Below are 589 nucleotides of genomic sequence, written 5' to 3' on the forward strand. Positions count from 1 at the left end.
TTTCGGTAAGCTAGAAGAAGGCAAACCCGTAGTATTTTACTCAGGTCATGATTCTCGTTTTGAATACCTTTATAAGTTCGAATCTACAGCGACTTGGGATCCTGCTGATGCAAATCCTGCGAATCGCTTGGCGACGGGCGACAAGTACATGGACGAAGGCACACTTTACGTTGCGCGTTTCAATGAAGACAGCACAGGTACTTGGTTGCCACTAACGCTTGATAGTGTCACCACATCTGGTGGCACGCTTGCTGATTATTTTAACTCGTTAGCGGAAATTATCATTAATACGGCTGGCGCGGCTGACCTTGTTGGCGCAACGCCAATGGATCGTCCTGAATGGTGTTCGGTTGACCCGTTCACAGGCTCTGTATACCTCACGCTAACCAATAACACGCGCCGCACAGACGAAACGAATCCAGCAAATCCGCGCTTAAACAACAAGTTTGGTCACGTTATTCGTTGGGATGAAGGCACTTCTGCGACAGACTTTATTTGGGATATCTTTGTTTTTGGTTCGCCTGCAAATGGTGATGCAGACACAAACCGTTCTGGCTTGAATGAGCTTAACCAATTTGCAAGTCCAGAT

The 589-nt window shown here is 47.0% G+C and carries 1 protein-coding gene; it reads left to right on the forward strand.

From position 1 onward, the window contains the following. A partial coding sequence (locus R7R24_RS28770) for a PhoX family protein (protein ID WP_318120466.1) occupies positions 1 to 589 on the forward strand: 589 nt, incomplete at both ends.

The organism is Vibrio sp. 704, assembly GCF_033339295.1.